5 protein-coding genes are annotated in these 26,971 nt (G+C 75.5%); 3 read left to right on the top strand and 2 right to left on the bottom strand.

All coding sequences use genetic code 11. The annotated features are described in order from the left end of the window. The first annotated feature begins 43 nt into the window (after positions 1–43). The 3 genes from ACIRQ9_RS35025 to ACIRQ9_RS35015 all read left to right on the top strand — a co-directional run bounded on the left by ACIRQ9_RS35025 (position 44) and on the right by ACIRQ9_RS35015 (position 4,681). A complete protein-coding gene (locus ACIRQ9_RS35025; protein ID WP_404182968.1) occupies positions 44–1,744 on the top strand; it encodes an ABC transporter ATP-binding protein in 1,701 nt (566 codons plus the stop codon). Continuing rightward, complete coding sequence (locus ACIRQ9_RS35020) at positions 1,741–3,549, top strand: ABC transporter ATP-binding protein (RefSeq protein WP_404182965.1); 1,809 nt, start codon at positions 1,741–1,743, stop codon at positions 3,547–3,549. Before ACIRQ9_RS35025 ends, ACIRQ9_RS35020 begins: the two co-directional genes overlap by 4 nt. A gap of 61 nt (positions 3,550–3,610) precedes the next feature. After that, positions 3,611–4,681, top strand: a complete 1,071-nt coding sequence (locus tag ACIRQ9_RS35015; protein WP_404182962.1) for an iron-siderophore ABC transporter substrate-binding protein — start codon at positions 3,611–3,613, stop codon at positions 4,679–4,681. Positions 4,682–4,748: 67 nt separating this feature from the next. On the opposite strand, the gene ACIRQ9_RS35010 is transcribed toward ACIRQ9_RS35015, so the two are convergent. Further along, positions 4,749–4,952: an MbtH family protein gene (locus ACIRQ9_RS35010; RefSeq protein ID WP_351326950.1), complete on the bottom strand. Its 204-nt coding sequence runs from the start codon at positions 4,950–4,952 to the stop codon at positions 4,749–4,751. 41 nt (positions 4,953–4,993) lie between these two features. Continuing rightward, positions 4,994–26,971, bottom strand: coding sequence for a non-ribosomal peptide synthase/polyketide synthase (locus ACIRQ9_RS35005; RefSeq protein ID WP_404182958.1), 21,978 nt, complete (start codon positions 26,969–26,971; stop codon positions 4,994–4,996).

Here is a 26,971-nt window from a genome sequence, read left to right as displayed (position 1 = left end):
AGAGTAGCCTTGCCTAAGTTGACTGGTTTCCGGAGGGTGGCTGGTGGGATCAGGGGAACCGTCGGGACGCGATGTCCTGGCACGCTCGGTCAGGGGGCAGGGGCGGCGGCTCGCCCTCGGCTCCGCGCTCGGCTGTGTGCACCAGCTCGGGGAGGCACTGGTCCCCGTCCTCATCGGTGTCGTCATCGACCAGGCCGTCGCCGGCCGGGACGCCAGACGCCTGGTGCTGTGGCTGGCCGTCCTGGCCGTCCTGTACGTGTGTCTGTCGTGGAGTTTCCGGCTCGGCGCGCGCGCCGGTGAACGCGGCGCCGAGGAGGCCGCGCACACCCTGCGCCTGGCGATCGTGCACCGGGTGCTCGACCCCCGCGGCGGCGCCGAGGAGGACCGGCTCTCCGGCGAACTCGCCAACGTGGCCACCGAGGACGCCAAGCGGGTCGGCGCGGTCAACATGGCGCTGATGAGCGGGATCTGGGCGGTCGCCGGCATCACCGTGAGCGCCGTGGCCCTCCTGCTGACCTCGGTGCCGCTCGGTCTGATCGTGCTGCTGGGCACGCCCGTGCTGCTGTGGCTCGGCCATCTGCTCGGCAAGCCGCTGGAGCGGCGCAGCGAGGCCGAGCAGGACAAGGCGGCGGCCGCCGCCGGGGTCGCGGCCGACCTGGTGGCCGGGCTGCGGGTGCTCAAGGGGCTGGGCGCGCAGCGGGCGGCCGTCGAGCGCTACCGCCGCACCAGCAGGATCTCCCTCGCGGCCACCCTGCGCGCGGCCCGGGCCGAGGCGTGGCAGACCGGCCTGGTGCTGGCCCTCACCGGCGGGTTCATCGCGCTGATCGCCTGGGTGGGCGGCCGGCTGGCGCTCGACGGGTCCCTGACGCTCGGGCAGTTGGTGTCGGCGGTCGGTCTCGCGCTGTTCCTGCTGGGGCCGTTGGAGACGTTCGCCTGGGTCAACACCGAACTGGCGCAGGGCCGCGCCTCCGCCGCCCGGATCGCCGAGGTGCTGGCCGCGGGCCCCGCCGTCGTCGGCGGCGAGGAACCGGTACCGGACGTGGTGCACGGCCGGATACGGCTGCGCGGAGTCCGGTTCGGCGGCCTGGACGGCGTGGACCTCGACCTGCCCGCGGGACGGCTGACCGGGATCGCGGTGACCGACCCGGCCTGCGCCGAGGCCCTGTTGAGCTGTCTGGGCCGGGAGGCGGACCCGGAGTCCGGCTCGGTCGAATTGGACGGGGTGCCGCTGACCCGGCTGGATCCGGCGGGCCTGCGGGCCGCGGTGCTGGTCGCCGCGCACGACGCCGCGCTGTTCGAGGGGTCCCTGGCCGCGAACGTGACCCCGGACGGCGGCGACGGCACCGACCCGCGCACGGACCGGGCGATGGCCGCCGCCGACGCCGACGAGGTCGCCCGTTCGCTGCCGGACGGCGCGCGCACCGGCGTCGGGGAGGGCGGCCGGTCGCTCTCCGGCGGACAGCGGCAACGCGTCCTCCTCGCACGGGCCTTGCGCGCCGAACCGCCCGTCCTGGTGGTGCACGACCCGACGACCGCGGTGGACGCGGTCACCGAGGCCCGCATCGCCGAGGGCCTGCGGGAGATCAGACGGGGCCGGACGACCGTCGTGGTCACCAACAGCCCGGCGCTGCTCGCGGTCACCGACCGGGTGGTGTTCCTGGACGGCGGCCGGGTCGGCGCCGAGGGCACGCACGCGGAACTCGCCCTGACCCACGCGACCTACCGGACGGCGGTGCTCGCATGACCCGGCCCGACCAGGCAGCCGGTCCCGGGCGGACCCTGCTGCCCACCGCCACGGCCGCCCGCACCCGCGCGGCCGTGCGCGACCTGCTGCGCCCCAGCCGGGGCCTGGCGGTCGCCGGCCTCGGCGTGATGGTGCTCGCCACGGCCGTCGGACTGCTCACCCAGCCGCTGCTCGGCCACATCGTCGACCTGGTCACCCGGCACCGCTCCGCCGACGCCCTGACCCTTCCGGTGCTCGCGCTGGCGGGAGTGGCCGTGGTGCAGGGCGTGACGACCTCGCTGGGCATGTCGCTGGTGTCCCGGCTCGGTGAGACCGCGCTCGCCCGGCTGCGCGAACGGTTCGTGGAACGCGCCCTGGCGCTGCCGCTGGAGCGGCTGGAGCGGGCCGGATCCGGCGACCTGAACGCGCGGGTCACCCGGGACGTCTCGCGGGTGGCCGACGCGGTGCGCACGGCGCTGCCCGAACTCGCCCGGTCCGCGCTGTCGATCGTCCTGACACTCGGCGCCCTCGCCGTGCTGGACTGGCGGTTCCTGCCGGCCGCGCTGCTCGCCGTGCCGGTGCAGGCGCACACCGCCCGCTGGTACGTCCGCAACGCGGTCCCGCTGTACGCGCGGGAGCGGATCGCCACCGGGGAACAGCAGCAGCAGTTGCTGGACACCATCGGCGGGGCGCGCACGGTACGGGCCTACCGGCTGCAGGACGGGCACGGACGCCGGGTCGCCGAGCGCTCGCGGGCCGCGGTGGAACTGACCATGCGCGGGGTGCGGCTGGTGCTGCGCTTCTACAGCAGGCTGCACATCGCCGAGTACGTGGGCCTCGCCGCCGTCCTGGTGACCGGGTTCCTGCTGGTGCGGTCCGGGTCCGCCTCGGTCGGCACGGCCACGGCCGCCGCCCTCTACTTCCACAGCCTCTTCGGGCCGGTCAACACCGCGCTGGTGCTGCTCGACGACGCCCAGTCGGCGACGGCGGGCCTGGCGCGGCTGGTCGGTGTGATCGACGAGCCGGTGCCCGCGCCCGCCGACCGGCCCGGCTCCCCCGCGTCCGGCGGCCCGTCGGTGACCCTGGCCGGTGTCTCGCACGCCTACGTGCCCGGCCGTCCGGTGCTGCGCGGTGTCGACCTCCGGGTGCGGGCCGGGGAACGGATCGCGCTGGTCGGCACCACCGGCGCGGGCAAGACGACGCTGGCCAAGCTGGTGTCCGGGCTGCACCGCCCGGCGGCCGGCCGGGTCGACATCGGCGGCGCCGAACCCGACGAGTCCGGCCGGCTGGTGGGGCTCGTCACCCAGGAGGTGCACGTGTTCGCCGGGCCGCTCGCCGACGACCTGCGCCTGGCCCGCCCGGACGCGAGCGACGAGGAGTTGTGGGACGCGCTGGCCCGGGTCGGTGCCGTCGGCTGGGCCGAGGCCCTGCCGGAGGGTCTGGGCACGGTCGTCGGCGACGGCGGCCACCGGCTCACCGCCGACCGCGCCCAGCAACTCGCCCTGGCCCGCCTGCTGCTGGCCGATCCGCCGGTCGTCGTGCTCGACGAGGCGACCGCCGAGGCCGGCAGTTCGGGTGCCCGGGTGCTCGACGAGGCCGCCGAGGAGGCGCTGCGGGGCCGTACCGCGCTGGTGGTGGCCCACCGGCTGAGCCAGGCCGCCGCGGCCGACCGGGTCGTCGTGCTGGACGCCGGCCGGATCGTCGAGGAGGGCACCCACGACGAACTCCTCACCGCCCGGGGCCGGTACGCGGCCCTGTGGCGGGCCTGGACCGGCAGCCGCGCCGCCGAAGGACACCCCGCCGGCACCTCCCGAGCCCCCCACTGACCCAAGCCGCCACCCGCCGTCCCCCGCCGGACCCCGTCGCCCAGATCAGAAGGATCATCCGATGCCCCGCGCCACCAGAGTCTCCAGGCTCACCGGCCTGCTCGCCTCCGTACTCCTGCTCACGGCGACGGCGGTCGCCTGCGGCTCCTCCGACTCCGACTCCGGTTCGTCCTCGTCCGGTTCCACGGGGTCGTCCGCGCCCGCGGGCGCCTTTCCGGTGACGATCGCCCACAAGTTCGGCAGTACGACCGTCACGTCCGAGCCCGAGCGGATCGTCACGGTCGGCCTCACCGACCAGGACGCCGTCCTCGCCCTCGGCAAGGTCCCGGTCGGCACCACCGAGTGGGTGGGCGGCTACAAGGGCGCGATCGGCCCGTGGGCCCAGGACGAGCTGGGCGGCGCCGCCGCACCGACCGTGCTCAAGGACACCGGCACCGGCCCCCAGGTGGAGAAGATCGCCGCGCTCAGGCCGGACCTGATCCTCGCCGTGTACTCGGGGCTGACCAAGGCGCAGTACGAGAGCCTGTCGAAGTTCGCCCCGGTGGTGGCCCAGCCGAAGCAGTACAACGACTACGGCGTGCCGTGGCAGCAGCAGACCGAGGAGATCGGCCAGGCGCTCGGCAAGGCCGCCGAGGCCAGGACGCTGGTCTCGGGCGTCGAGGCCAGGTTCGCCGCCGCCAAGAAGGCCCACCCCGCGTTCGCCGAGGCCACGGCGGTCATGGCGACCCCCTACGAGGGCGTGTTCGTCTACGGCAGCGAGGACCCGCGCTCCCGGCTCCTGTCCGACCTCGGCTTCTCGCTGCCGAAGGACCTCGACCAGGCGATCGGCGACCAGTTCGGCGCCAACATCAGCAAGGAGCGCTACGACCTGCTCGACCAGGACGTGGCCGTGTGGATCGTGCCGGACACCACGGCGGCGGTCGCCAAGCTGCACGGTGACCCGATCTACGGCGATCTGAACGTGGTGAGGCAGGGCCGTGAGGTCTTCGTCAAGGAGTCCGGGGACTACGGCAACGCGGTGTCCCTGTCGACCGTGCTGAGCATCCCCTACGTCCTGGACCGGCTGGTGCCGCAGCTGGCGGCGGCGGTGGACGGCGAGCCCGCCACGAAGGTCGGGCAGCCCACGTCGTGACGGCGGACGGACGGGAAGGGGGGTGGGTCCGGGACCGGACCCACCCCCCTTCCCTTTCCCTCGCGGGTCAGGAGCCCTCGACGAGGCTCCTGGGGCGCAGGTCCGTCCAGTGGGTCTCGATGTGGTCCAGGCACTCCTGCCGGGCGGCGGGGCCGTGGACGACGGTCCAGCCCGCGGGGACGGCCACGAAGTCGGGCCACAGGCTGTGCTGGCCCTCGTCGTTGACGAGCACGGAGTAGACGCCGTCGGGGTTCTCGAACGGGTTGGTCATGTCAGCGGTTCCTTGTCTCTCGGTCTGTCCGGTGGGTGTGGTCAGGTCAGTTCGTCCGCGCGCGCGACCAAGGCCTCCAGCACGCGGAACCAGGTCTCGCCCAGCTCCCGTACCGCCTCCTCGGTGAGGAGTCCGGCCGCGTACGCCCAGTGCGCGCCGAGTTCGGGGCCTTCGGGGCGGTCCTCGGTGAGGGCGTTGAGGGTGAGGGCGTGCGACATCGGCATGCCCGGGTCGGCGTCGAGGTCGGCGGCGGACTCCTCGGCGGCGTAGGACCAGTCGGCGGCCGCGGGCCGGTCGAAGCGGCCCATGTAGTTGAACTCGATCTGTGGGTCGCCGAGTTCGGCGAGGAGGGGGCCGGTCACGGGGTTGAGGTGCCGCAGCAGGCCGTGCCCGATCCCGGCCGCCGGGAGGCCGGTGAGGTGCTCCCGGATCCGGGCCACCGCCGCGTCCAGCGCGGCCCCGCCCGCGAGGGCGTCCGGGCCGGCCGGGCCCGGGTCGAGCCGTACCGGGACCACGCTGGTGAACCAGCCGACCGTACGGGACAGGTCGGCGTCGCCTGCGACCTCCTCCTCGCGGCCGTGGCCCTCCAGGTCGACCAGGACCGGTCCGCCCGCGCTCGGCGCGCCCAGGGTCCGTGCCCGCCAGTCGCCGACGGCCAGGGCGAACGCGGTGAGCAGGACGTCGTTGACGCTCGCCCCGAAGGCGGCCGGGACCCGGCCGAGCAGCGGCCCGGTGACGGCGGCCGGCAGGGTCAGGGAGAGGTAGCGGGTGCTCGCGACGGTGTCCCGCTCGGGGTCGAGCGGGCGGGCCAGGGGCAGTCGGGCGCCGTCGGCGAGGGCGGACGTCCACCAGGGCATCTCGTCCTCGGCCGCCGGGTCGACGGCACGGGCGCCGAGCAGGCGCGACCAGCGGCCGAACGACAGCTCCACCGGGGCCGGTTCGGGGGTACGGCCGGAGCGGACGGCCGCCCAGGCGGCGGCCAGGTCGGGCAGCAGCACCCGCCAGGAGACACCGTCGACCACCAGGTGGTGGACGAGCAGGAGCAGCCGGCCGGGCCGGCCGGGGCCGGCGTCGAACCAGACCGCCCGCACCATCGCCCCGGCGTCGGGGTCCAGGCCCGCCAGGGCGGTGCGCGCGTGGCGGGCGATGGCCACCCGCAGCGCGGACTCGTCGGCCGCGGTGTCGTGCACGTCGGCCCGGGTGAGCCAGGTCCGCACGTCGGTGTCCTGCGCGGCGGGCACCCGCAGGGTCGGCTCCGGTGCGCGGACGAGCCGGGCGCGGAGCATGTCGTGCCGGGCGGCGAGCGCTCCGAGCACGGTGAGCAGGCCGGGTTCGGTGAGGTCGGCGGGGGTGCGGATCAGGGCCGCCTGGTGGTAGGCGGCCAGCGGGCCGCCGCGGTCGAGCAGGGCCCGCATGATCGGGGTGAGCGGGACGGCGCCGGTGCCGTCGTCGTGGACGGCGTTCCGCCCGGCGGGGTCCAGCGGGACGGCGACGGCGGCCAGGGCCGCGACCGTGCGGTGCCGGAAGACCTGGCGGGGCGTGATCCTGAGGCCGCCGGAGCGGGCCCGGGCGACGAGTTGCATGGCGACGATGCTGTCGCCGCCGAAGGCGAAGAAGTCGTCGTCGGCGCCGACGGCCTCGGCGGGCAGGCCGAGGGCGTCCGCGAACAGGTCACGCAGGGCGTGCTCGGTGTCGTTGGCCGGGGCCCGGCCGCTGCCCGCCGCCGCGAAGTCGGGGGCGGGCAGCGCGGCCCGGTCGAGCTTGCCGTTGGACAGCAGCGGCAGCCGCTCCAGCACGACCACGGCGGCCGGGACCATGTAGTCGGGCAGCCGGGCGGCGGCGTACGCGCGCAGTGCGGCGCCGTCCACGTCGCCGGACACCGCGTAGGCGATCAACTGACGTACGCCCGGCCGGTGTTCGCGGGTCACCACGACGCTGCGCGCGACCGCCGGGTGGGTGTCGAGCGCGGCTTCGATCTCGGCCAGTTCGACCCGGTGGCCGCGGATCTTCACCTGGTCGTCGGTGCGGCCCGCGAACTCCAGCAGCCCGTCCTCGGTCCAGCGGGCCAGGTCGCCGGTGCGGTACATCCGCTCCCCCGGCATGCCGAACAGGTCGGCGACGAAGCGTTCGGCGGTGAGTGCCGGCCGGCCGAGGTAGCCGCGGGCCAGGCCCGGCCCCGACAGGTACAGCTCGCCGGTGACGCCCGGCGGGACCGGGCGCAGGGCGGTGTCCAGGACGTAGGCGCGGGAGTGGTGGACCGGGCGGCCGACGACCGGGCGGGCGCTGTCGCGGACCCGGCCGACGAGGGCGTCCACGGTGGCCTCGGTGGGACCGTAGAGGTTGACGGCGTCGGTGTCCGAAAGCGCGGCCAGCCGCTTCCACAGCGCCTCGGACACGGCCTCGCCGCCGAATCCGGCCAGCGCGAGCGGGCAGTCGCCGTCCGGGCCGATCAGGCCGCTGTCCGCCATCCGGGCGAGCAGGGACGGGGTGACCTCGATGAAGTCGATGCCGTGATCGCGGACGAAGGTGGCGAGGAGTTCGGGGTCGCGGCGGGTCTCGTCGTCGGCGATGTGCAGGGCGTGCCCGTCGAGCAGCCACAGCTGCGGCTGCCAGGAGGCGTCGAAGGAGAACGACCAGGCGTGTCCGACCCTCAGGTGGCGGCGTCCGGTCCGCTCCTTGGCCGGGTCGTGCAGGTCGTGGCGGTGGCTGTGGAAGAGGTTGGCGATGCCGCGCTGGGTGACGACGACGCCCTTGGGGCGGCCGGTGGAGCCGGAGGTGTAGATGACGTAGGCGGGGTGGTCGGGGCCGGGCGGGATGGGCTCGGCCTGCGGCAGGCCGGCCGCCGGGGCGTCCAGGAGCAGGACGGGGGTCTCGGTGCCGGGCAGTTCCTCGACGGTCCGGGAGGTGGCGAGGAGCAGCGCCGGCCGGGCGTCGGCGAGCATCGCGGTCAGGCGTGCCGCGGGCAGGTCGGGGTCGAGGGGCAGGTAGGCGGCGCCCGCCTTCATCACCGCGAGGACGGCGGCGATGTGGCCGGCGGTGCGGGGCAGGGCGAGCGCCACGAGCCGCTCGGGTCCGGCGCCGTGCCCGGCGAGGATCCGTGCCAGCTCGGTGCTGCGGGCGTCGAGTTCGGCGAAGGTCCAGGTGGTGCGGCCGTCGGTGACGGCGACCGCGTCGGGGGTGGCGGCGGCCTGCGCGGCGAACAGCTCCGGTACGGTGCCGAGCCGTTCGGTGGCCGGGAGCGCGGTGGCGTTCCAGGTCTCCAGGACGGTGTACCGGTCGGTGGAGCCGAGCAGTTCGAGGCGTCCGACGGGGTCGTCCGGGTCGGCGGCCATGCCGGTGAGGAGTCCGGTCAGGGCGTCCGTGATCCGCCGTACGGTGGCCGCCTCGAACAGGTCGGGGCGGAACTCGGCGGTCAGCCGCAGCCGTTCGGCGGGCTCGACGGCCCAGGCCAGTGGATAGTGGGTGGAGTCCGCGTGGTCGTGGACGGTGACCCGTGGGGCGTCCCCGGTCCGTTCGCCGTTCTCCGCGACCGGGTAGGACTCGAACACCACCAGGGTGTCGAAGAGTTCACCGAGTCCGGCGGCGCGCTGGATGTCGGGCAGGCCCAGGTGCTGGTGGGCGATGAGCCGGGACTGCTCGTCCTGGAGCCGTTCCAGCAGGGCGGCCGTGCTCTCCTCGGGGCGGACGTGGACGCGTACCGGGACGGTGTTGATGAACAGGCCGATCATCGCCTCGGATCCGGCGAGTTCGGGCGAGCGGCCGGCGACGGTGGCGCCGAAGACGACGTCCTCGCGGCCGGTGAGCCGGCCGAGGAGCACGCCCCAGGCGGCCTGTACCAGGGTGTTGACGGTGATGCCGCGGTGCCTGGCGAACGCCTCCAGGTCGGCGGTGCGTGCGGCGTCCAGCTCCACCGTGTGGGTGTGCGGGAGGGCGGCGGCCCGGTCGGGGTCGGCGGGCGCGAGCCGGGTGGGCTCGGCCAGACCGGCGAGCGCCTCGGCCCAGGCGGCGGCACTGACGGCCGGGTCCTGGGCGGCCAGCCGCCGCAGGTGGGCGCGGTAGGGAGCGGCCGGTGCCGGGGTGCGGCCCTCGTAGCGCGCCCACAGTTCGCCGGCCAGCAGCGCCAGCGACCAGCCGTCGAGGAGCAGGTGCTGGTGCGAGAGGACGAGCCGGTGCCGGTCCGGCCCGACCCGGGCCAGCAGCATCCGCAGCAGCGGCGGGCGTCCGGGGTCGAAGCGGCGCCGTTCCTCTTCGAGCAGCCGGGTCCAGGGGCGCGGTTCCGCGGTGAGGTCGAGCTGCCGCCACGGCAGCACGGCGGTACGCGGGACGACGGCGACGGGGCGTCCGGAGGACAGGTGCCGGAAGCCGCTGCGCAGGTTCTCGTGCGCGTCGAGGACGCCCTGCGCGGCGGCCCGCAGCCGCTCCGCGTCGACGGGGCCTTCGAGGTCGTAGGAGACCTGGACGGTGTAGACGTCGGGTCCTTCGTCGCCGGAGTCCAGGGCGGTGTGGAAGAGCAGCCCGGCCTGGAGCGGAGAGACGGGCAGGACGTCGGATCCGGCGGGCAGGGCGGCGAGTTCGGCGCGCTCGCTCTCGTCGAGGTCGAGCAGGACGGTCTCGTCCCGGCGTTCGGCGGCGGCCGTGGTGGTCACGGTGGCGAGCCCGGCGGCCGACTTGTGCCGGAACACGTCCCGCGGGCTGAACGCCAGTCCGGCGGCGCGGGCGCGCGCGACCAGTTGCATCGCGACGATGCTGTCGCCGCCGAGGGAGAAGAAGTCGTCGTCGGCGCCGACCCGTTCGAGGCCGAGGACGTCGGCGACGAGCGCGCACAGGGTCTCCTCCAGCGGGGTGCGCGGCCGGGCGTCGCCGACCTCGGCGGCGAAGTCCGGCGCGGGCAGCGCCCGGCGGTCCAGCTTGCCGTTCGGGGTGAGCGGCAGGGCGTCGAGGGTGACGACGGCGGCGGGCACCATGTGGCCGGGCAGCGACCGGGCGGCGTGGGCGCGAAGTGCGGCGGGGCCGACGCCGGGCCGGGCGGGCACCACGTAGGCGACGAGCCGGTCGTCGCGGAGCACGACGGTGGCGTGCGCGACGTCGGGGTGGGCGGCGAGCACGGCCTCGATCTCGCCGGGTTCGATCCGGAAGCCGCGCAGCTTGACCTGGTCGTCGACGCGGCCGAGGTACTCCAGTGCGCCGTCGGTGTTCCAGCGGGCCAGGTCACCGGTGCGGTACATGCGCGCGCCGGGCTCGGTCGCGTACGGGTCGGCGACGAACCGTTCGGCGGTCAGGGCGGGACGCCCGAGGTAGCCGCGGGCCAGTTGGACGCCCGCCAGGTACAGCTCGCCGATGACGCCGGGCGGCACCGGGTTCAGGGCGGCGTCCAGGACGTGGGCGCGGGTGTTCCACACCGGGCGGCCGATGGGCACGGTGACCGGGTCGGCGGGCACCTCGTGGGCGGTGACGTCGACGGACGCCTCCGTGGGGCCGTACAGGTTGTGCAGGCGGGTGCCGGGCAGGACCTGGTGGAAGCGGGTGGCGAGCGGGACGGGAAGGGTCTCGCCGCTGCACATCACCTGGCGCAGCGCGGTGTGGCCGGCGGCGGCCGGTTCGTCCAGGAAGGCGCGCAGCATCGACGGCACGAAGTGGGCCGTCGTGATCCGCTCGCGCCGGATCAGGCCGGCCAGGTAGGCCGGGTCCTGGTGGCCCCCGGGCCGGGCCACGACCAGGGTGGCGCCGGTGATCAGGGGCCAGAAGAACTCCCAGACGGACACGTCGAAGCCGGCGGGGGTCTTCTGCAGCACCCGGTCGTCCGCGTCCAGCCGGTAGGTGTCCTGCATCCACAGCAGCCGGTTGGCGATGCCCCGGTGCGGCACGGTGACGCCCTTGGGGCGGCCGGTGGAGCCGGAGGTGTAGATGACGTAGGCGGGGTGGCGCGGGTCGTGGGCGGTGGGCAGCGGGGCGTCGGCCGGGTCGGCGGGGCGGCCGTCGGCGTCGACCTCGACGCGGGGCACGCCGGTGTCGGGGAGGGCGACGCCTTCGGTGGTGACCAGGCAGACCGGGCGGGCGTCGGCGAGGGTGTACGCCAGCCGCTCGGCCGGGTTGCCGGTGTCCAGGGGCAGGTAGGCGGCGCCCGCGCGGTGCGCGGCGAGCAGGGTCACCACGAGGGCGAGGGAGCGCGGCAGGGCGACGGCGACCGTGGCCTCGGCGGCGGCGCCGCGCGCGGCGAGGGTGCGGGCCAGCCGATCGACGCGCGCGTCGAGTTCGGCGTAGGTGAGCGCGGTGTCCTCGAAGACGACCGCGGTGGCCGCGGGGGTGCGTGCGGCCTGGGCGCGGAACAGGTCGGGGAGGGTGCCCTCGGGGACGCCGTGGCCGGTGTCGTTGAACTCGTTGAGGACCAGGGCGCGTTCGGTGGCGTTCAGTATGTCGAGGGTGCCGACGCGACGGCCGGGGTCGGCGGCGACCTGTTCGAGCAGCGACTCCAGCCGGGCGGCGAGGGCTTCGGCGGTGGCGAAGTCGAACAGGTCGGCGCTGTACTCGATCCAGCCCTGGATGCCGTTGCCGTCCCCCTGCTCGACGAAGTCGAAGCTGAGGTCGAACCTGGCGCTGTCCTGGCCGACGGTCTCACGGCGGGCCGTGAGGCCGGCCAGGTCGGGTGATCCGCCCCGGCCCGCGAGGTGGACGACCATCACCTGGAACAGCGGGTGCCGGGCCAGGGAGCGTTCCGGGTTGAGGGCCTCCACCAGCCGCTCGAAGGGCAGGTCCTGGTGCTCGTAGGCGGCCAGGTCGGTCTCGCGGACGCGGGCGAGCAGCTGGGCGAAGGTGGGGTCGCCGGACAGGTCGGTGCGCAGGACCAGGGAGTTGACGAAGAATCCGACGAGGTCTTCCAGCGTCTCGTCGCCGCGCCCGGAGACGGGGGCGCCGAGGGGGATGTCGTCGCCCGCGCCGAGCCGGTGCAGCAGCGCCGCCACGGCCGCCTGGGCGACCATGAACATGGTGACGCCGTGGTCGCGGGCGAGGGTGCGCAGCGCGCCTTCCAGGCGGGGCGGGACGGTGAAGCCGACGGTGCCGCCACGGCCGCTGGACTCGGCGGGACGCGGCCGGTCCGCGGGCAGGTTCAGCTCCGCGGGAAGGCCGGCGAGCGTGTCCGTCCAGTGGGCCAGCAGGTCGGCGCCGGTCGCCTCCAGCAGGTCGCGCTGCCACAGCGTGTAGTCGGCGTAGTCGGTCGGCAGCGGGGCCCAGTCGGGTGCGCGGCCCGCGGTGCGGGCGGCGTAGGCGGTGGCGAGGTCGGCGAGCAGCGGCCGGTCGGACCACTCGTCGGTGGCGATGTGGTGCAGCACCAGCATCAGCACCCGCTCGTGCGGTGTTCCCGTCTCGGACAGCACGGCCCGCAGGGGCAGTTCGCGGGCGAGGTCGAAGGGGCGGGCGGCTTCGGCGGCCAGTTCGCGGAGGGGTACGGAGCCGAGCCGGACGCGGGCCCGGGCCGGGTCCAGCACCTGCTGGTACGGCACGCCGTCCACGGCCGGGAAGACGGTCCGCAGCGGCGCGTGCCGGGCGACGACGTCGTTCAGGGCGGCTTCGAGGGCGACCCGGTCCAACGCACCGGTCAGGCGCCAGGCGGCGGGGAGGTTGTACGCCGGGTTGGGGCCCTCCACCTGGTCGAGCAGCCACAGCCGGTGCTGGGCGAAGGACAGCGGCAGCCGCTCGGGGCGCGGTCGCGCGGGGTCCGGCACGGGCCGGGCAGCGGCGCGGCCGGTGTCGAGGCGGGCGGCGAGCCGGGCGGGGGTGGGCGCGTCGAAGACCGTGCGCAGCGACACCTCTCCCCCGAGCACCGTACGGACGCGGCCGACCAGCCGCATCGCGATCAGCGAATGGCCGCCGAGGGCGAAGAAGTCGTCGTCGGGTCCGACCTGTGCGACGCCGAGGACGGCGGCGAACTCCGCGCACAGCAGTTCCTCGCGCGGGGTGCGCGGCGGCCGTCCGGCGGCGGTCGCGGCGGCCGTCGGGTCGGGTGCGGGCAGGGCGGCGGTGTCCAGCTTGCCGTTGACCGTGCGGGGCAGTCCGTCGAGGACGACGAAGGCGGCGGGCACCATCGGCGCCGGCAGCGCGGCCACGGCGTGGGCGCGCAGCCGTACCGGGTCGGGTGCCCGGCCGCTGGTCCGGTCCGGGACGACGTAGGCGACCAGGCGGGGTGAGCCGGGCCGGTCCTCGCGGACGACGACGGCCGCGGCGGCGACGTCGGGGTGGCCGGCCACGACGGCCTCGATCTCGCCGGGTTCGATCCGGAAGCCGCGCAGCTTGACCTGGTCGTCGACCCGGCCGAGGAAGACGAGGGTGCCGTCGGGACGGCGGCGCACCAGGTCGCCGGTGCGGTACATGCGCGCGCCGGGCTCGGTCGCGTACGGGTCGGCGACGAAGCGTTCGGCGGTGAGGGCGGGGTGGCCCAGGTAGCCGCGGGCCAGGCCCTCGCCCGCCAGATACAGCTCACCCGACACGCCGACGGGGCTCGGCCGCAGCCTCTCGTCCAGGACGTGGGCGCGGATGTTGTCGAGCGGGGCCGCCAGGTCGCCGGTGCGGTCCGTGCCGGGGGCGTGGTGCCAGCCGTAGGCGTCGACCGCGCACTCGGTGGGTCCGTACAGGTCGTGCACGGCGGTGTCCGGCAGGGCGGTCAGCCGCTCCCAGAGGGCGGCCGGGGTGGCCTCGCCGCCGACGGCGAGGACGGCCGGGACCGGGCCGGTGCCGTCGGCCGCGAGGAAGCCGTGGTGGAGCAGTTCACGCAGGTAGGTCGGGGTGAGGTCGACGAAGTCGATGCGCGCGTCGGCGAGCCGGCGCAGCAGGGCCGCGGGGTCGAGCACGGTCGGCTCGTCGACGACGTGCAGTTCGTGCCCGGCGAGCAGCCACAGCAGCGGTTCCCAGGAGCCGTCGAAGCTGAAGGAGGCCGCGTGGACCGCGCGCAGCACGTCCCGTCCGGTGGCGCGGACGGCGGGTTCGATCAGGTCGCGGAGGTGGGCGGCGTAGAGGTTGGCCAGGCCGCGGTGGGTTCCGACGACGCCCTTGGGCCGGCCGGTGGAGCCGGAGGTGTAGATGGTGTACGCGGCCTGGAGCGGGTGCGGTGCGGGGGCGGCGGGAGCGGGCGCGGCCACCGGCCACGGCTCGTCGAGCAGCAGCCGCGGTACGGCCGGGCTGTCCGGGAGCCGTGCGCCGAGCGCGGCGGTGCCGAGCACGCAGACCGGTGCCGCGTCGGCGAGCATGAACTCCAGGCGTTCCCGCGGGTGTTCTGGGTCGAGCGGGAGGTAGGCGGCGCCGGCGGCGAGGACGCCGAGGAGCGCGGGCACCATCTCCTGGCGGGGCAGGGCGAGTCCGACGACGGTGCCGGGGCCGGCGCCGTGGGCGCGCAGCCGGGCCGCCAGTGCCTGGACGTCGCCGTGGAGCGCGGCGAACGTGGTGCGGCGCGGGGCGTCGTGGGGGCCGGTGACCAGGGCCGTGCGGCCGGGGTGGCGGCGGGCGGTGTCGGCGAGGATCTCGGGGACGGAGCGGGTCTCCACCGGGCGGGCGGTGTCGTTCCAGGCGCCGGTGGCGCCGGCCAGTTCGCCCGGCGTCAGGATGTCGAGGTCCGCGAGCGGGGCGTCCGGGGTGCGGGCGGCCCGGCCGAGGAGCAGGACGAGCCGTTCGGCGAGCAGCGCGGCCGTCTCCGCGTCGGCGAGGTCGGTGGCGTACTCCAGCAGGAGGGTGATGCGGCCGGAGACGTCGGACTCGTCGACGAAGGTGAAGTCGAGGTCGAACTTGGCGGTGCCGGTGTCCATGTCGTACCACTCGGCGGGCAGTCCGAGCAGGGTGTCCGGGTCGCCGTCGGGGCGGTGGTGGTAGCCGAGCATGACCTGGAAGAGGGGGTTGCGTCCGGCGGCGCGGGGCGGGTTGACGGCCTCCACGACGCGGTCGAAGGGCACGTCCTGGTGCTCGAAGGCGGCCAGGGACGACTCCCTGACCCGTCGCAGCAGTTGACGGAAGGTCAGTGGTCCGTCGCCTGTGCCGGAGAGGTCGGTGCGCAGGACGAGGGTGTTGACGAAGAAGCCGACCAGGTCGTCCAGTGCGCTGTCGGTGCGGCCCGCGACGGGTGCGCCGAGCGGGATGTCGTCGCCCGCGCCGAGCCGGTGCAGCAGGGCCGCGGTGGCGGCCTGGAGCAGCATGAACATGCTGGTGCCGGTGGCGGTGGCGAGGCCGCGCAGGGCGCGGCCGGTGTCCGCGGGCACGGCACGGCGCACCGTGGCGCCGCGGCCGGAGGGCTCGGCAGGGCGGGGCCGGTCCAGGGGCAGGGCCAGTTCGGCGGGCGCTCCGCGCAGCGCTTCGGTCCAGTAGGCCAGTTGGCGCTCGCCGAGCCGGTCGAGGAGGCGGTCCTGCCACAGGGTGTAGTCGGCGTACTGCACGGGCAGTGGCGCCCGGTCCGCGGCCGTGCCGGTCCGGCGGGCCGCGTAGGCGGTGTCGAGGTCGGCGAGGAACGGCCGGTCGGACCACTCGTCGGTGGTGATGTGGTGCAGGACGACGGCCACCACGTGGTCGTCCGCAGCGAGCCGGAACACCTCGCAGCGCAGCGGGAGTTCGGTGCTGAGGTCGAAGGGGCGGCGCTGGGCGCCCTCGATCAGCGCGGGCAGCATCTCCTCGCAGGTGTCGGTGACGGTGAGGGGCGGGTGCGCCTCGTCGGCCGGCACGATCCGCTGGTACGGCTCGCCCTCGTGCACCGGGAACACCGTGCGCAGGGCCTCGTGGCGGCCCGCGACGTCCCCGAGCGCGGCGCGCAGGGCCTCGGTGTCGAGACCGCCGCGCACCCTGGCGACGAGCGGGAAGTTGTAGGCGACCGTGGCGCCGGTGATCTGCTCGACGAGCAGCAGGCGGCGCTGGGCCGGGGAGAGCGGGATCCGGCCGGGCCGGTCGGTGACCGGGGTGACGGGCGGCCGGGCCGGGCGCGCGGCGTCGACGCGGGATGCGAGCCGGGCCGGGGTCGGGGCCTCGAACAGGTCGCGGATGGCGAGTTCGGCGCCCAGTTCGGTGCGGGCGCGGCTGACCAGGCGGGTGGCGAGCAGGGAATGGCCGCCCAGCTCGAAGAAGTCGTCCTCGGCGCCGGCCTCGGGCAGTCCCAGCACCTCCGCGAACAGGCGGCACAGCGCCTCCTCCCGCGGGGTGCGCGGGCCGCGGCCGCCGCCGAGGGCGACGGCGGGTTCGGCCTCGGGCAGGGCCCGGACGTCGAGCTTGCCGTTGGCGTTCATGGGCAGGCCGTCGACGGTGACGAAGGCGGCCGGGACCATGTAGTCGGGCAGTTCGCGGCCGAGGTCCTCGCGCAGCCTGCGGATCAGCGCGCTGGTCTCGCGGGCCGAGGTGGGGTCGTTGGTGTGCGGGCCGGTGCCGCCGCCGGGCCGGAACAGGCCTTCGGTGAGGCGGTGTTCGCCCGCGTCGGCCGCGACGAAGACGGCGTCGTAGGTGCCGGTCCGTGCCGACCAGGTGGTCAGGACCCGGTGTCCGGCCTCCGCGCCGAGCGCGTGCAGCGTCTCCGGGTCGATGCCGTCCTCGCGGGTGCGGCCGTCGGGGATGCCGGTCACGCGCAGCGCGGTGGGCCGGCCGTCGCGCGAGCGGCTCCCGAGGTGGCCGGAGAGCCGCCCGGCGGCGCCGAGGAGCCGTCCGACGGCGTCGGAGGTCCAGCCGCCGCGCGCGAGTTCGCCCACGGTGTGGGCGGTGGCCCAGGCGACCGTCGGGGCGTCGGTCAGGCGCAGGTCCGGTTCGCCGGCGTACAGGACGACGTCGTAGCGGTGCCGGGTCAGTTCGTTGTGGTGCCGGCCGCGCTTGGTGCGCAGGTCGACGCCGTGGCCGAGGGCGGTGAAGAAGTCGGGGTCGACGAGGAGTTCCTTCTCCAGGCGCAGGCCGCGCTCCACGGCCCGCTCGCGTTCGGCCTCGGCCGTGCCCCGGGCCTGCTGGATCTCGGTGTGGAAGGTGCGGGCGAGCCGCAGGTTGCGGACGTCGCCGATGAAGAGGGCGCCGCCGGGTGCGAGCAGCGCCATGGCGCCGTCGATGACGGTGGTGAGGTAGTCGGCGCTCGGGAAGTACTGGATGACGGAGTTGATGACGATGGTGTCGAAGTAGCCGGTGGGCAGTCCGCCGAGGTCGTCGGCGGGACGGCAGCGCAGTTCGACCCTGGCCGCCAGTTCGGGGTCCCCGGCGCGCAGTTCGGCGCCGATCTTCCGGATGACGGGGGCGGCGAAGTCGGTCGCCCAGTAGGCCTCGGTCTGCGGGGCGAGCCGGGACAGCAGGAGGCCGGAGCCGACGCCGATCTCCAGGACGCGGCGCGGGTTCAGGGCGCGGATGCGGGCGAGGGTGGCCTCGCGCCACTCGTGCATCTCCTCGAAGGGGATGGGCCGTCCGTCGTAGGAGCTGTCCCAGCCGTCGTACCGCTCGGTGAAGACGGCGGTGCCGATCTCCTCGTACTCGTCGGAGTAGATCTCCTGCCATGCGCCGACCTGGGCGGCCTCGGCGGCGGTGCGTTCGGCGGTGCCCGCGCCGGAGGGCACGACGTAGCCGACGAGGCGTTCGTCGCGAACCACGACGGCGGCCTGGGAGACCAGCGGGTGGCGGCTGAGGGCGGCCTCGATCTCGCCGGGTTCGACGCGGTAGCCGCGGATCTTCACCTGGTCGTCGGTGCGGCCGAGGAAGTCGAGGTTGCCGTCGGGCCTGCGGCGCACCAGGTCGCCGGTGCGGTACATGCGCTCGCCGGGCGTGCCGAACGGGTCGGCGACGAACCGTTCGGCGGTCAGGCCGGGGCGGTCGAGGTAGCCGCGGGCGAGGCCGATGCCGGCGATGTAGAGCTCGCCCGGGACGCCGTCGGGCACCGGGCGCAGCCAGGGGTCGAGGAGGTGGGCCCGGGTGCCGCGGATGGGCTTGCCGACGGTGGGTGTGGCGCTGTCCGGGGTGCCGCCGCCGAGGGTGTTGATGGTGTACTCGGTGGGTCCGTACAGGTTGTAGCCGTAGGTGCCCTCGGTGTCGCGCAGGGCCGTCCAGACCGTCTCCGGGACCGCCTCGCCGCCGAGCAGCACGAGCGGCGGCACGTGGCCGGTCAGCAGGCCCTGTTCGATGAGGAGCCGGGCGTAGGTGGGGGTCACGTTGACGACGTCGATGCGGTGCCGGTCGCAGTAGGCGACCAGCGCTTCGGCGTCCCGGCGCAACTCCTCGTCGCACACGTGCACTTCGTGGCCCGCGACCAGCCAGAGCAGTTCCTCCCAGGACATGTCGAAGGCGAAGGACACGGTGTGCGCGATCCGCAGCCGTCGTCCGCCGGCCGCCGCGACGGCCGGTTCGAAGATCTCCTTCTGGTGGTTGAGCTGCATGTTCGTCAGGCCCCGGTAGGGGGTGACGACGCCCTTGGGCCGGCCGGTGGAACCGGAGGTGTAGATGACGTACGCGGGGTGTTCGAGGCTGAAGCGGCGGCGCACGGGCGTGTCCGGCAGGCCCGCCAGCTCCTCCCGTACGGCCGGGTCGTCGAGCAGGAGCCGGGTCGTCCCGCCGTCCAGGGTGGCCGATACGGCCGTGGTGGAGAGCAGCAGCAGCGGGCGGGCGTCGGCGAGGGTCAGGGAGAGCCGGTCGGCCGGGTGGTCGAGTTCCAGCGGCAGGTAGGCGGCGCCCGTGCGCAGGACGGCGAACAGGGCGACGACCATGTCCAGGGAGCGGGGCAGGGCGAGGGCGACGACGCGCTCGGGGCCCGCGCCGCGGGCGATCAGCAGCCGTGCCGTACGGTTCACGGCGGCGTCGAGTTCGGCGTAGGTGAGGGTGTGTTCGCCGAAGACCAGGGCGCGGGCGTCCGGGGTGCGGGCGGCTTGGGCGGCGAGCAGGTCGGCGACGGTGTCCTCGGGGTCCGCGACCCGGCCGGCGGCCCCCTCCTCGCGCAGCGCGGCGTGTTCGGCGGGCAGCAGCGGGTCCAGGGAACCCACGGGGGCGGTCAGGTCGGCGGTGAGGCGGTCCAGGAGCAGGGCGAAGCGGTCCAGGAGGGCCCGCGCGCGGTCCGCGGGGACGAGGTCGGGCCGGTGGGTGAGGGTGACGGCGATCCGGTGGCCGGGGGTGACGACGAGGTTGGCGGGGTAGTGGGTGGCGTCGACGTTGGCGACGGCGGTGGCGCCGTGCCGGGTGCGCAGCCGGGCCAGCCGGTCCTCGGTGTCGTTGTTGCGGAGCACGAAGAGGGTGTCGAAGAGCTTGCGGTGCCCGGTCTCGGCCTGGAGCACGCCGAGGCCGAGGTGTTCGTACGGCATCAGGTCGAGCCGCTCGCCCTGGATGCGGCGCAGGAGGCCGAGGACCGGTTCGGCGGGGTCGAACACGATCCGGGCCGGGACCGTGTTGAGGAAGAGCCCGATGATGTTCTCGACGTCGTGGACCTCGCTGGGCCGGCCGGCGACGGTCGTGCCGAACACCACGTCGGGGCGGCCGGTGGCGGAGGCGAGGGTGAGGCCCCAGGCCGCGTTGAGCATGGTGTTCAGGGTGAGGCCGTGGACGCGTCCGGTCTCCCGCAGCCGGTCGCCGAGTTCGGCGGGCAGGCGCAGGTCGAGCTGGTCGGGAACGACCGGTTCGAGACCGTCGGCGGCGGTCGGGGCCAGCAGGGTGGGCTCGTCGAGGCCGGCCAGCGCGGTGCGCCAGGCGGCGGTGGCGGTGGCGTCGTCCTGCTGGTCCAGCCAGGTCAGGTAGTCCCGGTACCTGCCGGGCGCGGCCAGGTCGGAGGCGTCGCCGCCGGTCTCGTACAGCGCGAACAGCTCGTCGAGGAAGAGCCAGGCCGACCAGCCGTCCCACAGGATCAGGTGCCGGCCGACGACGAGCCGGTCGCCGCGTTCGGCGCCGAGGCGGAGCAGGAGCAGCCGGAACAGCGGCGGGGCGGACAGGTCGAACCTGCGGTGGCGCTCCGCGCCGGTCAACTCCGCGACCCGGGCGTCCTGTTCGGCGGACGGCAGGTGTGCGAGGTCGACCTCCTCCAGCGGGATCCGCGGGTCCTCGACGATGAACTGCACCGGCTGGTCGAGGCCTTCGCTGGTGAATCCCGCGCGCAGGCCGGGGTTGCGGTCGAGGAGGGTGCGGACGGCGGCGCGCAGCCGGTCCGGGTCCAGGCGGGCGGCGAAGTCGAAGGTCTCGTGGACGGTGTAGACGTCGAGCGCGTGCCGGTCGTAGGCCGCGTGGAAGAACAGGCCTTCCTGGAGGGGGGCCAGCGGCCAGACGTCGGCGACGGCGGCCGGGGCGGCGAGGGCGCGGATCCGGGCGTGCTCGGCCTCGGTGAGGTCGAGGGCGGTCGCGGGGGCGGGGGCGGGGGCCGGCGCGGTGCCCGCGGCGGTGGCGAGGGCGGCGGGCGTGCGGTGGGTGAAGACGTCCCGCGGGCTGAGGTCCAGGCCGGCGGCGCGGGCGCGGCCGGCGACGCCGATGGAGCTGATGCTGTCGCCGCCGAGCCGGAAGAAGTCGTCGTCCGGGCCGACGTCGGCGATGCCGAGCACGCCCGCGAAGATCTCGGTGAGGCGCCGCTCCAGCGGGCCGGCGGGCTCCCGGCGGACGGCACGTTCGGCTTCGGGGGCGGGCAGCGCGGCCTGGTCGAGCTTGCCGCTGGGGGTCAGCGGCAGGTCGTCCAGGACGACGTACGCCTCCGGGACCAGCGGCGCGGGCAGGGCGGCGGCGAGCGCGGCACGCACGTCAGCGGGATCGGCGACGGCACCGGCGGCCGGCACCAGGTAGGCGACCAGCCGCTGGTCGCGGACGACGACGGCGCCCCGCGCCACCGCCGGGTGCCGGGTCAGGGCGGCCTCGATCTCGCCGGGTTCGATCCGGTTGCCGCGCAGCTTGACCTGCCGGTCGGTGCGGCCGAGGTAGTCGAGGGTTCCGTCGGGTCGGCGGCGCACCAGGTCGCCGGTGCGGTACATGCGCGCTCCGGGCACGTCCGCGTACGGGTCGGCGACGAAGCGGTCGGCGGTGAGCGCGGGCCGGCGGTGGTAGCCGCGCGCCAGTTGGACGCCGGTCAGGTACAGCTCGCCCGGCACCCCGTCGGGCACCGGGCGCAGGCAGGTGTCGAGGACGCGCAGGCCGGTGTTCCACACGGGCGTGCCGATGGGCACGGTGGTGCCGGGTGCGCCGTCGAAGGTGTGGTGGGTGACGTCGACGGCGGCCTCGGTGGGGCCGTACAGGTTGTGCAGCGGTACGCCGGTCAGCTCCCGCCAGCGGGCCGCGGTGCGCCCCGGCAGTGCCTCGCCGCTGCTGAGGACCCGGCGCAGGCTGTCCGCCCACGCGGGATCGGCGGTGACCTCCTCGGCGGCGAGGAAGGCCGCCAGCATCGACGGCACGAAGTGCGCCGTCGTCACGTTCTCGGCCCGGATCAGCCGGGCGAGGTAGGCCGGGTCGCGGTGGCCCTCGGGGGCGGCGAGGACGACGGCGGCGCCCTCGTGCAGTGCCCAGAAGAACTCCCAGACGCTGACGTCGAAACCGGCCGGTGTCTTCTGCAGCACCCGGTCGTCGGCGGTGAGCGGGTACGCGCCCTGCATCCAGGCGAGCCGGTTGCCGATGGCGCGGTGGGTGACGACGACGCCCTTGGGGCGGCCGGTGGAGCCGGAGGTGTAGATGAGGTAGGCGGGGTGGTCGGGGGTGAGCGGTTCGGCCAAGGGCGCGTCCGGGAGGTCGTCGGCGTCCTCGACGTGCAGGACGCGCAGGCCGCCGGTGTCCGGCAGCCGTTCGGCGTCCCGTGCGGTGGTCACCACGGTGCGGGTGCCGGAGTCGGCGAGCACGTACGCGACGCGGTCCGCCGGGTAGTCGAGGTCGACCGGCAGGTAGGCGGCGCCCGACTTGAGCACGCCGAGCAGGGCCACCATCAGCTCGGCCGAGCGCGGCACGGCGACGGCGACGAACTGCTCGGGTCCGGCTCCCGCCGCCCGCAGCCGCCGGGCCAGGGCCTCGGCGCGGGCGTCGAGTTCGGCGTAGGTGAGGGTGGTGTCCGCGAAGACGACGGCGGTGGCGTCGGGGGTGCGGGCGGTCTGTTCGGCGATGGCCGCGGGCAGGGTGCGGGCGGCGACGGCGTGCCGCTCGCCCTCGGGATGGATCCGCTCGGCGGGGGTCAGCAGGTCGAGGGCGGCTACCGGGCGGCCGGTGTCCTCGGCGAGCGCGTCCAGGACCAGGGTGAGCCGGTCGGCGAGGCTCTGCACGGCGTCGGCGGGCAGCCGGTCGGCGTGGTGCTTGAGGCGCAGGTCGAGCCGGCGGCCGGGCTTGACGACGAGGGCCAGCGGATAGTGCACGGCGTCGTGGAAGGCGTGCCCGGTCAGGCGGACGGTGCCGGTGGGATCGGACAGGTTCGCGTCGGCGGGGTAGTTCTCGAACACCACGAGGGTGTCGAAGAGTTCGCCGCCGCCCGCGTGTCCCGCCGCCCGCTGGATCTCGGCGAGTCCGAGGTGCTGGTGGTCCAGGAGCGCGCTCTGCTCGCGCTGGAGCCGTTCCAGGACGGCGCCGAGGGTGTCGGCGGGGGTCCAGCTCAGCCGGGTGGGAAGGGTGTTGATGAAGAGGCCGACCATCGACTCGATGCCGGGCACGGCGGCGTCCCGGCCGGAGACGGTGGTGCCGAACAGCACGTCCTGCCGGCCGGTGAGGCCGGTCAGCAACAGGCCCCAGGCGGCCTGTACGACGGTGCCGAGGGTGACGCCGTGCTCGCGGGCGCGGGCGGTGAGGCGGGCGGTGGTGCGCTCCGGCAGCTCGACTCGGATCTGGGCGGGTTCGATCGGGCCGGTCGCCGGGGTCTCGACCAGGCGGGTGGGCTCGTCGATCCCGGCCAGCGCGGCGCGCCAGGCGTCCCGTGCGGCCCGACGGTCGGCGCGTGCGACGCGGGCCAGGTGGGTGCGGTGCGGGGCGACGGCGGGGAGCGGGGCGGGCTCGGCGCCGTAGAGCGCGAGGAGTTCGCGGTGCAGGACGGGCAGGGACCAGCCGTCTGCGACGATGTGATGGAAGGTCAGGACGAGTCTGCTGCGGTCCGGGCCGAGGCGGACCAGGGCGCAGCGCAGCAGCGGCGGGCGGGCGAGGTCGAAGCGGCGGGCGCGTTCGTCGGCGGCGACGGCCTCGGCGAGGCCGGTGCGGACGGCGGTGTCCTGGGCGGCGAGGTCGACCTCGCGCCACGGCACGTCGAGGCCGATGGCGACGATCTGGGCGGGGCGGCCGTCCGGGAGGCGGCGGAAGCAGGCCCGCAGCGGGGCGTGCCGGTCCAGCAGCCGCTGGGCGGCCTGCCGGAGCAGACCGCCGTCGACGGGTCCGGCGAGTTCGATGACCTGCTGGACCACATAGGCGTCGTGTTCGGCGCCGTCCACCAGGGCGTGGAAGAAGAAGCCCTCCTGGAGGGGGCCGAGCGGCAGGACCTCGGCGACCGTGAGCGGGTCCCGGCCCTGGAGCGCGGTGAGTTCGTCGTCGGTCGGCTCGGCCCAGGGCAGCTCGGCGGTCGCGTCGGCGTCGGCGTCGGCGGTGCGGGCGACGGTGGCGAGCTGGGCGACCGTGCGGTGCCGGAACACGTCGCGGGGGGTCAGTTCCAGACCGCATCCGCGTGCCAGGACGAGCAGTTGGATGGCGACGACGCTGTCACCGCCGAACGCGAAGAAGTCGTCGTCGACGGTGACCGAGGGCACCCGCAGGACGCGCGCGTACAGGTCGCACAGCAGGCGCTCGCGCTCGGTGCGCGGTGCGCGTCCCGAGCTGAGCAGGCCGTAGTCCGGTTCGGGCAGGGCGGCCGAGTCGAGCTTGCCGCTGGGGGTGACGGGCAGCCGCTCCAGCGGGACAAGGGCGGCCGGGACCATGTACTCGGGCAGGAACGCGGCGGCGTGCGCGCGCAGTTGCGCCATCAGGGCGGTGACGTTGCGGAACGGCGCCGGGCGGTTGGCGTGCGGGTGGTGCTGGGCGGGGCGGTAGAGCGGGCCGGCCGGGGTGTCGTCGCCGCGCGCGAACACCGCGTCGAGGCTGCCGTCCTCCGCGTCCGCGGTCCAGGTCAGGGCCGCGCGGTAGCCGTGCCGGGCCGCGGTGTCGTGGAGGGCTTCGGGGTCGACGCCCGCCCCGCCGGTACGGCTGCTGTCGTCGAGGGTGCCGAGCGCGGCGAGGTCCGGGGCGAGGCGGGCGTTGGGGATGCCGGTGACCCGCAGCAGGGGCGGGCGGTCGGCGGCGGTGAACCGGGCGGCGAGGGCTTCCTGGGTGCCGAGGGCGGACCAGGGGACCTCGGTCGCGGGGGCGGCGGGGTCCTGGGCCGTCGCGGGGCGCAGGACGACGTCGTAGCGGTAGCGGGTCAGCTCGTTGTGGTGGCTGCCGCGCTTGATCCGCACCTCGGCGGTGAAGCCGTCCAGGGCGGCGAAGTAGTCGGGATCGAGGAGGAGTTCGCCCTCCCAGGCCACGGCCCGGTCGACGGCGGCGCGCAGCGCGTCCTTGTCGTCGGTGCGGGCCCGGCCGGTCTCGACGGCGGCGCTCAGGGTCCGCAGCAGCCGCAGGTTCCGTACGTCGCCGACGAACAGCGCGCCGCCGGGTGCGAGGAGGCGCGCCGCCGAGCGCAGCACGCCGGTGAGGTAGTCGGCGCCCGGGAAGTACTGGACGACGGAGTTGACGACGACCGTGTCGAAGGAGCCCTCCGGCAGGCCGGTCAGCTCGTGTGCGGGCCGGGCCAGCAGGGTGACCTTGCCGGCCAGCTCCGGTACGGCGTCGACCTGGGCGCGCAGGGCGCGTACGGCCTCCTCGGAGAGGTCGGTGCCGACGTACTCCTCGCAGTCCGGGGCGAGCCGGGACAGGAGCAGGCCGCTGCCGACGCCGATCTCCAGGACGCGGCGGGGCCGCAGTTCACGGATCCCGCGGACGGTCGCGTCCCGCCACTCGCGCAGGTCGGCGAGCGGGATGGGCAGCCCGTCGTACATGCTGTTCCAGCCCGCGAAGTTCTCCTCGAAGCCGTCCGAACCGGCGGCGGAGTAGAGGAGGTCGTGCAGGTCCTTCCAGTCGGACACGGCCGCGTCGGGCTCGGCGGCGGCGTCCAGGGACGGCACGACGTAGGCGGCGAGGCGGCGGTCGCCCGGGCGGTCCTCGCGGACCACCACGGCGGCCTGGTCGACGGCCGGGTGGGCGCGCAGCACCGATTCGATCTCGCCGGGCTCGATGCGGAAGCCGCGGATCTTGACCTGGCTGTCGGCGCGGCCGTGGAACTCCAGCCGCCCGTCGGCCTTCCAGCGGACCAGGTCGCCGGTGCGGTAGAGGCGTTCGCCGGGTGCGCCGAACGGGTCGGCGACGAACCGCTCGGCGGTCAGCGCGGGCCGGCCGAGGTAGCCGCGGGCGAGTCCGGCCCCGCCGAGGTACAACTCCCCCACCACTCCGGCCGGTACCGGCCGCAGCCGGTCGTCGAGCACGTAGGCGCGGGTGCCGGGGTCGGGGACGCCGATGGGCACGATGGTGCCGGCCGGCGTGTCCGGGTCGCACAGGCCGAGCGTGGAGTTGGTGGTGGCCTCGGTGGGCCCGTAGGCGTTGAACATCATCCGGCCGCGGGCGAACCGCCCGACCAGTTCCGGCGAGACCCGCTCGGTGCCCGCCAGCAGGGTCGCGGCGGGCGGCAGGCGGACGTCGTCCGGCAGGGCGGCGAGCAGCGCGGGCGGCAGGATCATGAAGGTGATGCCGTGGTCGTTCGCGTAGTCGGCGAGCGGCGCGCCGGGCACCCGGCGGTCCGCGGGCACGACGACCAGCCGACCGCCGGAGAGCAGGCCGAGGCACAGGTCCCAGAAGGCCACGTCGAAGCTGGGCGAGGCGAACTGCAGGACCCGGCTGTGCGGGCCGATCCCGAACCGTTCGCGCTGGGTGGCGACCAGCTTGGCGACGCCGCCGTGGGAGAGCACCACGCCCTTGGGCCGGCCGGTGGAACCGGAGGTGTAGATGACGTACGCCGCGTGCGCCACGGTCAACTCGGCGGCGGCCGGGGGGTCGTGGGCGGGGTGGCCGGCGAGTTCGGCGCGGGTCTCCGGGGCGTCGAGGACCAGCGGGTCCTGGCCCGGCGGCAGGTCGGGGAGCATCTCGGCGGTGGTGACGAGGCACACCGGCCGGGCGTCCTCCAGCATGTAGGCGATGCGGTCGGCCGGGTAGTCGGTGTCGACGGGCAGATAGGCGGCGCCCGCCTTCAGCACGGCGACCTCGGCGACGATCATGTCGGCGGAGCGCGGGACGGCGAGGGCCACCACCTGCTCGGGACCGGCGCCGCGGACCACCAGGGCGTGCGCCAGCCGGGCGGCGCGCGCGTCGAGTTCGGCGTAGGTGAGGCGGACGTCCTCGTGGATCAGGGCGATCTCGTCGGGACGGGCGGCGACCTGGTCGGCGAACATGCGCGGCCAGGTGAGCGCGGGCACGTCGTGCGCGGTGTCGTTCCAGTCGACGAGGATCCGGTGCCGTTCGTCCGCGCCGAGGAGTTCCAGGGCGCCGACCGGGGCCGCGGACCAGTCGAGGGCGGCGGTGAGCAGGGTCGCGTAGTGACCGAGGATCCGGTCGACGGTGGCGGCCTCGAAGAGGGAGGGGTCGTAGTCGGCGTGCACGTGCCCGTCGGACACGGACAGGGCCAGGTCCAGCGGGCCGCCCTCGTCCCAGGGCGCGGTGCCGAAGCCGGTGGCGCACAACAGGGCGCCGCCGCGGCCGGGTTCGGGGGCCAGCAGGCGCAGCAGGTCGGCGGTCGGCAGCCGGTGGGCGGCGGCCTCCGCGCGGACGGCCGTGACGCGTGCGCGCAGCTGGGCGAAGGAGAGTCCGCCGGTGACCGTCAGGCGCAGCGGGAGCCCGTCGTGGGCGACCGTCAGCTCGGTCGCCTCGGTGTCGCCGTAGCGGTGCAGGAGCGCGACGAAGGCGGCGAGCCGGGTCGCCTCGTCGGCGCCGGTGGCCGGTGCGGCCGTGCGCCGGACCGGCCGGGGCCGCTCCTGGGTACGGGGCCGGTGCGGGAAGTCGTACGGCAGCGCGGTCTCCGGTGCCGGTGCGGCGAACCTCTGCCGCCAGTAGTCCTCGGTGCTGGTCAC

It is taken from the genome of Streptomyces sp. NPDC101237, from assembly GCF_044767465.1.
GTDB lineage: Bacteria > Actinomycetota > Actinomycetes > Streptomycetales > Streptomycetaceae > Streptomyces > Streptomyces gramineus.
This window is presented reverse-complemented; position numbering and strand designations above follow the sequence as displayed.

Coding starts and splice junctions, on each gene's coding strand:
- ACIRQ9_RS35015 (WP_404182962.1), top strand. CDS start 3,611: ATGCCCCGCGCCACCAGAGTCTCCAGGCTCACCGGCCTGCTCGCCTCC.
- ACIRQ9_RS35020 (WP_404182965.1), top strand. CDS start 1,741: ATGACCCGGCCCGACCAGGCAGCCGGTCCCGGGCGGACCCTGCTGCCC.
- ACIRQ9_RS35010 (WP_351326950.1), bottom strand. CDS start 4,952: ATGACCAACCCGTTCGAGAACCCCGACGGCGTCTACTCCGTGCTCGTC.